Below are 12,474 nucleotides of genomic sequence, written 5' to 3' on the forward strand. Positions count from 1 at the left end.
TTGACTTAAAAAAAGGGAGAGTGTATTTGTGAAAGGAAATTTATTGATTACTAGTTTATTAGGTTTGCTATTATTATTAAGCGCATGCGGTAATAATGTAAGTTCTACAGACTCAGAAGACGAAGATACTTTATCAATTTATACATCGATTTATCCATTAGAGGACTTTACAAAAAAAATTGGTGGTTCTCACGTAAATGTAACTACCCTTATTCCTCCTGGTGCTGATAGCCATACATATGAGCCCACCTCGAGAGAAGTTCTGGATATAGCTAAGGCAGATGCATTTATCTACAACGGACTTGGCATGGAATCCTATGCAGAAAATATCCATGATACACTTAAAAATGAGGATGTTTTAATGGTTATCGCATCAGAGGGTGTGGAAGCATTAACTCATGAACATAATCATGAACATGAGCACGGAGAAGAAGAACACAATCACGAACATGAGCATGAGCACGGGGAAGAAGAACACGATCATGAACATGAGCATGAGCACGGGGAAGAAGCACACAATCATGAACATGAGCATGGGCACGGGGAAGAAGAACACGATCATGAACATGAAGAAGGCAATGAACACGAACATAACAATGGAGATGAGGACCCACATATTTGGCTAGACCCGCACCGAGCTATATTGCTTGCTGAGAATATAAAAGATTCCCTTGTAAATCTAAAGCCAGATGCAAAAGAAGAGTTTGAGAAAAACTTTGAAGCTTTAAAGAGTGACCTAGAGGCTCTAGACGAACAATTTCACCATTTAGTAGAAACAAAAGAAAACCCGGAAATGATTGTTTCCCACGCAGCCTATGGTTATTGGGAAGAAAGCTATGGAATTAAACAAATACCTATTGCAGGATTATCGTCAAGCCAGGAGCCTTCTCAAAGTGAATTGGCACAGCTAATAAAACTAGCCAAAGATAAAAATTTCAAGTATGTTATCTTTGAACAAAACGTCACACCAAAAGTAGCAGAAGTTATACGGGAGGAAATTAATGCTGAGCCACTTTACTTGCATAATCTATCGACTTTAACAGCTGATGATTTGGATAATAATGAAGACTATTTTAGTTTGATGAAGAGGAACCTAGAAACTTTAGATAAAGCATTACAATAAGATAAAAGAGCCCAGTGTTAGAATGCAGATTCCAACACTGGGTCTTCTACTTAAGATTGAGCAACCATTACTTTACACATATTATTTGTAAATTCCACTGGATCCTCAACAGGCAATCCTTCAATTAGTAGTGCTTGGTTGAACAGAATATTTGTATAAAGATCAAGTTTTTCTTTGTCATTTTCAAAGGATTCCTTCAACGTTTGGAATACTTCATGATTTGGATTAATTTCTAGTACCTTATCTGCCTTCACATGCTGATTATCAGGCATAGCGTTAATGACCTTTTCCATTTCAATGGAGATTTCACCATCTGCAGTTAGACATACAGGATGTGATTTTAGACGTTTAGATACGCGAATTTCTTTCACTTTTCCTGTTAGTTTTTCCTTCATATAATCGAAAAGCTCTTTATTTTCTTCTGTTTCTTGTTCAGATACCTTTTCTTCTTCGGTATCAATTCCAAGGTCATTACTTGATACAGATTTAAATTCTTTTTCCTCATAATTCATTAATACACGAATAGCAAATTCATCAATTTCTTCGGTGAAATAAAGGATTTCATATCCTTTATCGGCTACAAGCTCTGTTTGAGGAAGCTTGTCTATGCGATCAATAGACTCACCTGTTGCATAGTAAATATACTTCTGATCCTCTGGCATTCTGGATACATACTCGGCTAATGTTACAAGTTTCTTCTCTTTAGAAGAGTAGAATAACAAGAGATCCTTTAAGGTGTCTTTATTAGCACCAAATTCATTATAAACACCGAACTTCAATTGGCGACCAAACGCTTGAAAGAACTGCTCATATTTTTCTCTATCATCTCTTTGTAGACTTAGTAATTGTTGCTTAATTTTCTTATTAATATTTTTCTCGATAAGCTTTAATTGTCTATCGTGTTGAAGCATTTCTCTGGAAATATTTAATGATAAATCTTCTGAGTCTACTAGACCTTTTACAAAACTAAAATGATCTGGAATTAAGTCTGCACATTTTTCCATGATCAGTACACCGCTGGAATACAGTTCAAGACCTTTTTCGTAATCTTGTGAGTAGTAATCAAATGGACGATTTTCAGGAATAAACAAAATAGCATTATAACGAATATTTCCATCCACACTTAAGTGAATATGCTTTAATGGTGTATCAAAGCCGTATCGCTTTTCACGATAGAAGTTTTCATAATCTTCATCGGTTAGTTCACTTTTATTTTTTTTCCAAATTGGTACCATGCTGTTGATTGTTTCTTCTTCCTTGTAATCAACATATTCATCACTATCGTCTTCTTTTTTACTTTTTGTAACTTCCATTTTAATTGGATAGCGAATAAAATCAGAGTATTTCTTAATAATTTCTTTTAATCGATATTCTTCTAAGTACTCATCATAATTGTCGTCTTTCGTATTTTCTTTTAACTTCAGTGTAATTTCTGTACCCACCGTTTCTTTTTCTGCGGGTTCAATAGTATAACCTTCTGAACCAGTTGATTCCCATTTGAATGCTTGTTCGCTACCTAATGCTTTACTTACAACAGTTACAGTGTCCGCAACCATAAATGCCGCATAGAAACCAACACCAAATTGACCGATTATATCATGGCCATCTTTGATTTCATTTTCCGTTTTGAAGCTTAATGAACCACTTTTAGCAATGGTTCCAAGGTTCTTTTCTAACTCTTCTCCTGTCATCCCAATACCAGTATCCGCAATTTTCAACGTACGGGAATCCTTGTCTGCATCAAGCTTTATAAAATAATCACTTTGATTAAATGTTAAATTTTCGTCTGTCAAAGCCTTGTAGTAGATTTTATCAATCGCATCACTTGCGTTTGAAATTAATTCGCGCAGAAATACTTCTTTTTGTGAGTAGATTGAATTAATCATCAGTTCCAATAATCGCTTGGATTCTGCTTTAAACTTCCTTTTTCCCATTTCCAACAACTCCTTTTAAGCATTTATAATGGAAGCATTACTTGGATACTTATATTTTAGCACTCTCAGTTCGAGAGTGCTAATTTTATTACTACCAAATAAATATCATATCTTATTCGGAAATGTCAATTGGTAAGTTCAATTTTAGAATGGAATTGATAACCGCATATTCCGTTTGTTTTAGGAGAATTTAAAATCAGGAGGGATAGAATGGAACACCAATTTTTGTCGGTTGAGGAATTTAATCATTTAATACAACAATGGAGCGGAAGAAAAGTTAAAATTACAAAGCATGAAATGGATGATGTCGATCAAACGACGATGAATCTACAAAGTATAACTTATGATCGGAACACACGCAGAATTGATGATTATGTACCAATGCATAGTTTACTTTTAAATGGAGAAGGAAACATAGAAACACTGGCAGCCATGAGCAACCAGCCACTTCCATCAGCCGTTTATGAAATTCCACTTCAGGATAATTCACTTTATGAATTTGATGGGGAGAAGTTTTTTATTACGACTGATCGCGGGGTTTATAAGGTCGAGTTAGCTTGATCAAACGTACAAAGGGCTAAAGAGCCCTTTTTTGCTTGTCTAGTGCTTTCTATTCTCTGTTACCTTTTTGACTTTCACCTAATCAAAAAATAGCATATTACACAAGTTTTAAAAGACCCCTAGGAAGGCGCTTATAGGGAAAATATTACTATCTCTTCTTTTATAGATAATATTTTTCACGTTTCCAATTTTCATACCAATTTGTAATTACTTGACTTGGTACTACATCTAGTTCCCTGGATAACAATTTACATAGCATCAGATATTGCTTCTCTACTGCTGTTATTCTATTCATTGATGCATATATTTTCATCAACTCAAAGTAAATTTCCTCATTTTCAGGATACACTTTCTGCATTTTCTGGAGTATATTTATTGCATACTCATTGTTCCCTTTCTCTTGGTAAAATCTAGATAATCTGAGACCATGATTCAGCCATAAACGTCGATATCTTTCCTTTTCTCCTTCAGCCCATAAGTATCCATAATCCCCAAGATAGTCACCTTGATAATCATTAAAGACCTGTTCGTGTTCCATTCTATTCATACTAGACAATGGCTCCAATTGATACAAATTATGTTCCCATTCCTCTATATCAATTCGTATATTTTCAACAGATAATATATATCCACCATTACTGCTTTTAATGGAAACTGAACCTAATCCATACTTTTTAAGGGTTCTTCGGATTTGGTATATCGTTGTATAAAGTTGCTGTGTATTATTAGTATTTGGCCATAACAGGTCCATTAATGTCTCCCTATTAACGATTTTGTCTCTGTTATGAAATAAGTATGCAAAAAGCTCTTGTGCCTTCGTTGTTCTCCACTTTAATACTTCTGCTTTTCCCCCGTCTTTTATAACTTTTATTTGATTAAAGCATTGAATATAGATATCCTTATCTTCTTTTAAAGGCAAAGAGTCATTTTTTAGACGCTGCTTTAATCGATTTACAGTTTTATTTAAACGGTTAATCAGGATAGGTTTCAACATGTAATCAAAAGCAAATAATTCAAATGCCTCTATTGCATATTTATTGTAGCCGGTAACAAATACAATTTCTATCTTATGATCTATTTCCTGAATTCTTTCAGCCAACTCTAACCCATTTACTCCAGGCATTTCAATATCTAGGAAAACTACATCGGGCGAGTTAAGTTTGATTTCTTCATATGCTTGCAAAGCGTTTTGATACACCGCTATGACTTCTACTTCGTCGAAATTTTTTTTAAATATATCTTCAAGTCTCCTTAATGCTAAATACTCATCATCGATTAAAATTACTCTCATTCATTTATTCTCCCCTATCAATGTATCATATAGCATATATTGATAAAAATTTCATTTTATTAGATATATATTCTTTAATTACGTAAAATTATTTCATAATTTAGTAGGATATAACTTTAATCATACACTACACCATAATTACATCAAAGAATAACTTTCATAAGGTAGTATCTGGAGGAACATTGCAGATTCAAGTTCAAAGAATTTAATACTATGCTTCTATTATTATATCTATTGATGAGATTGGAATTAATAAAACTAAATTAAAGAAATTTTAGAGGGAAAGACTCAATAAAGAAAAGGAATAGGGTTATTAAATTCGAACCGTCGTCTAAACAAACAGATAAAAGGAGAAAGATTACATACAGATTGCAAGATAAATGAAGTGACTAAGATAACCTATAGCGTTCCAATAAACTAATAAAAAAGTTACTAGCAAAAAAGGATAAACAGGAGTGAATATAATTATTCCATTCCTGTTTTAGACCATTCTCAAATTATACATAAAATAAATGGACTGCCGGGATATAATTTCGGCAGTCCATTTATCTTAATTCCTAATAGATTAACACTTATTTTTCTTGTAGGTTTACTTTACGTCTTAACACGGCAAAAAGTAAAACACCTACTAATAGACTAGCAAGACCTACAGCTAATAAAGTATATAGATTGGTAGCCGTCTTCGGTAAAAGATTATCCCCTTCGACCGGTTCTAATCCGTCCTGGGCTTTCTTTAATAATACGAAAGCTTCGTCTACTTCAGCCTGAGTTGCTAGTGAATCAGCTAATACATCCTTAGCGTAACTTAAAGCGGTATGATAAGCTTTCCAGCTCTCTTCCGTGTAATATGAAGATTGATAGTCCGCTACTTCATCTATCAGGTTCTTTAATCCTGATTTGTCTACCGTCAGTTGATTACGTGCCTCTTGTAATCTTGCAAAGGCTTCGTTTATTTCTTCTTGGGTTGCGTTTGGATTATTCAATACTGATTCGGCATCCTCTAATGCACGTTGATATGCATCCCAGCTCTCTTTTGAATAATCCATAGAATGATAGTTCTTGTCTTCGTCCACTAAGCTTTCTAGTGCCGATTTGTCAACGTTCAGTTGATTACGTGCCTCTTGTAATGTTGCTAATGCTTCATTTACTTCCTTTTGGGTAGCTTGTGGATTATTCAATACTGAGTTTGCATCCTCTAATGCACGTTGATATGCATCCCAGCTTTCTTTTGAATAATCCATAGAATGATAGTTCTTGTCTTCGTCCACTAAGCTTTCTAGTGCCGATTTGTCAACGTTCAGTTGATTACGTGCCTCTTGTAATCTTGCAAAGGCTTCATTTACTTCCCTTTGGGTAGCTTGTGGATTATTCAATACTGAGTTTGCATCCTCTAATGCACGTTGATATGCATCCCAGCTTTCTTTTGAATAATCCATAGAATGATAGTTCTTGTCTTCATCCACTAAGCTTTCTAGTGCCAATTTGTCAACCTTCAGTTGATTACGTGCCTCCTGTAATCTTGCAAAGGCTTCATTTACTTCCTTTTGGGTAGCTTGTGGATTATTCAATACTGAGTTTGCATCCTCTAATGCACGTTGATATGCATCCCAGCTTTCTTTTGAGTAATGGTTTTTATTTAGTTCAGTTGATAGTGCAGATTCCTTCTGAAGATTAACTAGACTAACTAATTCTTGATAAGCCATTTCTAAGTATTCATTCGCTAATTCTACTTCTACTTGCGTTGAACCTGGATTATCTGTAACATTTTGTGCCTGGTTTAATGCTTCTTCAAAATGAGCCCATGACTCCTCTGTATAGTGACCTGCTTTAAGATTTTGTTCGTTTAGATAGTTTATATCCTCATTAAGCTTTTCCTTATCAACTACGATAAAGGTGTGAATCTTTGTAACATCAGAACGACCTTCTAATGTTGTTGTAACTTGAACTTCATATTCACCCGGAGAAAGCTTATCAGTTACCTGGTATGTCCAAGTGCCATCAGGGTTGACTATAATGGCAGCATCGGTAACGATGGTTTCTTCTCCATCTGGCCCAATGATTGTTAAAGTAGCTCGTTCAGCAGTTGGGTCAGCTGTTCCTTCTATAACAGGAGTTGTGTTATTGGTTATCCCATTTGGTTTAGAAAATTGTAGAGCTTTTCCAAATTCATCATTAGCTTGGAATACAAAATCCTCAACAGCTGTTCCGTTCGGCTCATTGCCGGTAAGGACGGAATTTCCTGCGGCTTTATTGTATTCAATTTCAATTTTAGCATCACTTGATAATACCGTATCCTCTGACAAGGTCAACTTCACTTTGTTTGTTTTTCCTTGAGAGTCTACTTCCACTAATTCCACTGCAATTACCGAAACTTCATTGTCATCTATGGTTACCTTAAATCCAGCTTTAGGATCTACTTCACTACCTACAAATGTTATATTCTTATTAAATTCCACGGTAATTTCATTATACCCATCCTCAAAATTAGCTTTCTTAGCTTCTGGGGGGTGTTTTTCAAGAGCATCCCTTTTTGTTTCAAGGTCGGTTAAGGCTTCATCGACCTCAACCTGAGAAGCTATTGGATCATTTAAGACTTCCTCTGCATGATGTAGCGCCGTTTCAAAATCATCCCATCCTAAACGATAATCCCCTTCCGAAAGCATAATGACTTCATCAAATAAGGATTTTAGTGCATCTTTAGTAACAATAGTGAATGATTCGGATTTTATAACGGTTCTACCACTTTCTGTATCGATAGCATTTACTTCAAAAGTATAATCCCCTTGAGAAAGCTCACTGCCCTCTGGAATAGTATAGGACCATTGACCTTCCTGATTTAAAGTTGCATCAACTTCAGTTAGCACAGGATTGGAGCTGCTATCATAAATCGTTATGAATACTTGATCAGTATCTAGATGAGTGTTTCCTGTAAATACTGGACGATTATTGTCTGTATTACCAGTAGTTGTTTCAATTTGGAGTTCTTTCCCGAAATAGTCTGTTGCAATTACTGAAAAACTTTCATCTGCTGAACCATTTTCTTCATTACCAAATAGGTTGGGATTTTCTTCATTTTTGGTATACAAGATTGTGATTTCCGCATCACTGTCTAATGGCTGATCAACGGTTATGACAACTTTATCACCATTAGCCACCACTGTTGTCACATTATATTCAACACCATCTACCAATACTGTAAATCCTTCTACAGGATTTTCCGTATTAGTTAATAACACATTTTTATCGAAATCAACCGTGATTTCAGCCCCTCCATGTTCAAAAGTTGCTGGATGTGACTCTATTGGATAATGTTTTATTAATGCTTCTTTAGCTTGTATTAGATTTTGAAGTGCTGTATCAATAGCTGCTTGATCAGGGTGTGAACCATCACTAGTATTTGCAATATCTTCTAATAAATCTTTTGCTTGTTGTAATGCACTAGCAAATTCGATATCATCATCATCGTCGTCTTCCCAACCAGCGATATAATCCCCTTGTTTTAAATCATTAACACTTGCTACATAATCTTCTAGTTCCGCTTTACTTACAAAATTAAATGTAGATTTTACTGGTGGATTGGTATCCAATTCTCCAGTAGTTGCCGTAACACTAACTTGATATTCCCCAGGTTCAGTTAATTCATTCAATCCATCTATTTCCCAACCGGTTTCAGTAAGACTAGCATTACCAGTATAGGAATAACCATTCGGTCCGGTTACCGTAACAGTTACAGTTGAACCACTCATTACTTCTCCCGAAATCACAGGTACAGATTCATATACAATTTGACCTTCATTAGGTACCTTAATTGTTAATGATCTTTCTAAGCCATTGTCTATCAAAATAGGAACTGTAGCTGTATTACTTACTTCACCAACTCCATTGGTAATAGTGATGTCTACATGTCGATCTCCTAGTAATTCAGTAGTTTCATAGGTAACTAGTTGACCAATTTGTTCCGCTACACTTGCTACAACTTTTCCACTAAGAATACGTATGTTATCAATACTTAATGTTGCACCGTGTGTCGTGCCATCTGTTCTATTAAATGAGCCAGCAACAAAACGAAAACGATACATTCCATCTGCAGGAATGACTCCACTGTTTGTTGTCCAGTTTTGGGCGGACCCTCTACCATAAAGGATTTCTATATGATTTCCAGTTGCTTCATTCACTAAAAATCCATAAACCTCGTAATCATCGCCACCATCATTTGCTTTCCAATCAAAACCTAGCTGGTCTCCAGCATTTGCTTCGAATGGATCACTTATTGCTTCGATTCCAAATGAAGACGCAATTTTACCATCTTTTTGTGCATAATCTCCTTGCTTAAGTAAAGCACTGAGAAAGCCTATTTCAAGTGCTTGACTATTTGAATCAGTATCTGTATAGACATTATTTACATATTTATTAAGGCTATTAAAAACGGCTTCATAACCTTCGACACTCTGTGGATCCCTTGTAGATGCTAGGTTATTATAATTCACATTAGTCACATAGTTGTAAGCTCCATCTGGACCGACAACAGTATAGGTACCATCTCCATTACTTGTAACACTATCATAGGAGCGTCCTTTAGTTTTTGAAGCTTTATCACCTAACCAAATCTGATTGATTTGACTTCCATCTGGCCCGACACTTGTATGATTAATTTGCCAGTTTGGAACTGGTACAAATTCTCCAACCGCTCCTTCTTGAAAGCTCCCGTTGGGAATAGGAATGGTTAGGAAATCTATTTGAAGTGCTGTCCCATTACCATTAAATGTTTCATTTACTTTCGCAATGCCCTCACCTGGATCATCAAAATCATTATCTCCATTAGAATCCATATATACTACACCATCTAGTACATTAATTACTAGACCACCTTCAAGAGTGTATGTCCCATTTGGAAGACTAAGTTTTTCTGATGGGTCGTTCCCTTCAGCAATTTGAAAGAGGATATTTCCTCCTGAGAACACTTCGTTTTCCTCGGGAGTAATCTCTAAATCGGGGGCTACCACGACCGGTTCTGCCACTTCACTTGGTACCTTCTCATTATAATTAATTTCAGTACCTGATGTACTTATTCCTGCTGCAAATATTGCTTTTCCTCCAACTCCTGGAAACATTGTTCCAAAAAGTAAGAGTGCTACAAAAAAGATTGATATTTTACGTTCATGATTTTTCATATTTCATAACTCCTCTCTTTTTACTAAGTGGTTAGATAACTAATTTACCACTTCTTAATGTCTGTGTTGGTTTACTATTTAGACACATTGAATTAATTTATAGATTATCAGATAAATCTATACAAAAAATATACATAATTCTACACTAAACTACTTTTTTCGCTATTTTTTTTATGTTCTAAAACACAAATAACCGTTGATGAATCACTTGCAAGATTAATCAACGGTTTTCGATTAATTAGAATAATAAATGGTGCATAAACATCTAGCTTAAACAAACAAAATGGACTATATTAATTCACTCTTTTGGCTGTAAAGATAAAACGTTCTGGCGCATCTCCGATATATCCAAAAGGATAGCAAGTCGTAACAGTTAAAATTTCTTCAGGAGCAGTAGACTTTATAACAGTTCGATCATCAGCATCTACAATTTTTGTATCTACAATCTCGTATGTAAATTCCCCATATTGTAATTTCACAATAAAATGATCGCCAATGTTTATTTCATCGAACCTTCTAAACAAGGTGTCACGATGTCCGGATAACACAATTTGATCATTTTGATTAGGTAAAGCAGTCCCTGTATAATGCCCAACTCCTTTACGAAGTTCTTCACTATCTGTACCTTCCACTATTGGTAGCTTCTCGTCAATTTTCGGCACTTCCAACACCCCAATAGGGTCCCCTTTTTGAAATTTGGGTATTACCACTTCTTCCTCTGAGGAGTACGTTAGAAGCTCCTCTGCTTCGACTAGTAATTTATCCGTCTGTTGATTATCGTTCCATATATTAAATATCGAATATCCAGATAAGGAAAGCCCCCCGATTAATAATAAAATAGTAACAAAAGAGAGTATCTTTTTTGCCATGTTTTCCACCACCTATCATTCATACAATTCTTACTTCTTATCATAACTTATTTCATCGTTATTCGTTTATGAATATGGTCAAATCAGAAATAATTTCTCATAAAAGTAATCTAGTTGAAGATAAAGATAGCCACCCGGTTGAACACAACCAGTATGACTATCTTGTAAAAGCATAATATTTAGTGTCTTGCCATTTTTCTCCTTGTAAACCATATGATTAACCCTATTAGTGTTAATATTGCACCTAAAAGAAGGATATTATAGTTATTAGTTGCTGTTTTTGGCAATTCATTTCCACTTTCTGGTTCTTTTATCTCGGTGTCATTGTTATTAGGTGGATTTGAATCATTATCTGGATTATCCGGCTCTTCTGGTGTAACCGTTACTTCCTTATCAACTATAATTTCTTTGCTCGGACTTACAGGTGTTTCGATGTTACCTGCATCGACCGTTGCAATATTTTCGATTGATTTTCCATATTGATTTGAATTAATTTGGGCTTGGAAGGTTACTGTTCTCCATTCCGTATCCGTCACATCACCGAAGCTTGCCATAATAGTACCGTCTTTATAGTCGACAGATCCTTCATGGCTTACTTCGATACTTCCTTCGACAAAGGTGAGCCCTTCAGGTAGTACATCCGAAATGACAAGATCTTCAACAACACTATCTTTCACGGTATTTCTAGCTTTAATCGTATAATGAACCGTGTCACCAGCTTCGTAGTTTTCCTTGCCTTCTTTCACATTAACAGCTGTTTTCTCAGCTTCTAATACTGGATATCTCGGATAGACAAGCAATTCGTGCTCTGGTTGGTCTGGCGTATCCACATTATCACCTTCGACTACTGCGGTATTGATAATATCCTTACTTGCTTGACCTTCCCCAACGACTACTTGGAAGGTTACCGTATGCCATTCGGTATCTGTCACATCACCAAAGTGTCCAACTACTTCTCCGCCTGCGAATGACCCATTGTCCTCATCTTCAGAATCTGTAGCTTCCTGTCCGTCTACCGTCAATGAACCTGCAACATACTCTAATCCTTCTGGGAGAGTATCCGAGATTACTAGATTTGTGATAAGACTATCATCCTTGGTATTTCTTGTTTCTATCGTGTAAGTGAGAACATCTCCTACCTCTGCATGCTCGATGTCGGTGTTCCCCTCTGTTTTTTCCGTAAGAGTTGCTGTTTTTCTAGATTCTAGAACAGGCTCTTTCGGGTCTACGGTAATTTCATTTTCCGGTTTATCTGGAACTTCTAAATTGTCACCGTCTACTGTAGCGATATTTTGCAATGTATTTCCAACTTGACCGGAATCAATGGTTGCTTGGAACGTTACAGCTCGCCATTCCACATCGGATACATCTCCAAAATTAGCTATGATTGTTCCGTTAGCGAAATCAGCCGTTCCTTCATGGCTGGCTTTCAAGCTACCTTCTACAAAAGTAAGTCCTTCTGGTAACACATCCGAAATTACCAAGTTAGTCACAAGACTTTCTTTCAAGGTATTGCGTGAGCGAA

At 35.8% G+C, this 12,474-nt stretch carries 7 protein-coding genes; 2 read left to right on the forward strand and 5 right to left on the reverse strand.

The genetic code is table 11. From position 1 onward, the window contains the following. The first annotated feature begins 28 nt into the window (after positions 1 to 28). Positions 29 to 1,123, forward strand: coding sequence for a metal ABC transporter solute-binding protein, Zn/Mn family (locus tag TY11_RS04665; RefSeq protein ID WP_042143399.1), 1,095 nt, complete (start codon positions 29 to 31; stop codon positions 1,121 to 1,123). A 50-nt stretch (positions 1,124 to 1,173) separates the two neighbouring features. Here TY11_RS04665 and htpG read toward each other — a convergent pair whose 3' ends face one another. Beyond that, positions 1,174 to 3,057: a molecular chaperone HtpG gene (gene htpG / locus TY11_RS04670; RefSeq protein ID WP_042143401.1), complete on the reverse strand. Its 1,884-nt coding sequence runs from the start codon at positions 3,055 to 3,057 to the stop codon at positions 1,174 to 1,176. A gap of 210 nt (positions 3,058 to 3,267) precedes the next feature. Here htpG and ymzB point away from each other — a divergent pair, with 210 nt between their 5' ends. Next, complete coding sequence (ymzB, locus tag TY11_RS19780) at positions 3,268 to 3,618, forward strand: protein YmzB (protein ID WP_052345727.1); 351 nt, start codon at positions 3,268 to 3,270, stop codon at positions 3,616 to 3,618. Positions 3,619 to 3,778: 160 nt separating this feature from the next. On the opposite strand, the gene TY11_RS04680 is transcribed toward ymzB, so the two are convergent. The 4 genes from TY11_RS04680 to TY11_RS04695 all read right to left on the reverse strand — a co-directional run. After that, a complete protein-coding gene (locus TY11_RS04680; protein ID WP_042143403.1) occupies positions 3,779 to 4,909 on the reverse strand; it encodes a response regulator in 1,131 nt (376 codons plus the stop codon). Between the two features lie 572 nt (positions 4,910 to 5,481). Then, positions 5,482 to 10,080, reverse strand: coding sequence for a SwmB domain-containing protein (locus tag TY11_RS04685; RefSeq protein WP_042143405.1), 4,599 nt, complete (start codon positions 10,078 to 10,080; stop codon positions 5,482 to 5,484). Positions 10,081 to 10,373: 293 nt separating this feature from the next. Continuing rightward, positions 10,374 to 10,949: a class D sortase, LPxTATN-specific gene (locus tag TY11_RS04690; RefSeq protein ID WP_042143407.1), complete on the reverse strand. Its 576-nt coding sequence runs from the start codon at positions 10,947 to 10,949 to the stop codon at positions 10,374 to 10,376. 179 nt (positions 10,950 to 11,128) lie between these two features. Beyond that, a partial coding sequence (locus tag TY11_RS04695; protein ID WP_042143451.1) for an isopeptide-forming domain-containing fimbrial protein occupies positions 11,129 to 12,474 on the reverse strand: 1,346 nt, incomplete at its 5' end.

Origin of the sequence: Paucisalibacillus algeriensis (assembly GCF_000577245.1) — a bacterium.
Taxonomy (GTDB): Bacteria; Bacillota; Bacilli; order Bacillales; family Amphibacillaceae; genus Ornithinibacillus.

Excerpts from the sequence above, each read along its gene's own strand:
- ymzB (WP_052345727.1), top strand. The coding sequence starts at position 3,268 with ATGGAACACCAATTTTTGTCGGTTGAGGAATTTAATCATTTAATACAA.
- htpG (WP_042143401.1), bottom strand. The coding sequence starts at position 3,057 with ATGGGAAAAAGGAAGTTTAAAGCAGAATCCAAGCGATTATTGGAACTG.
- TY11_RS04680 (WP_042143403.1), bottom strand. The coding sequence starts at position 4,909 with ATGAGAGTAATTTTAATCGATGATGAGTATTTAGCATTAAGGAGACTT.
- TY11_RS04690 (WP_042143407.1), bottom strand. The coding sequence starts at position 10,949 with ATGGCAAAAAAGATACTCTCTTTTGTTACTATTTTATTATTAATCGGG.
- TY11_RS04685 (WP_042143405.1), bottom strand. The coding sequence starts at position 10,080 with ATGAAAAATCATGAACGTAAAATATCAATCTTTTTTGTAGCACTCTTA.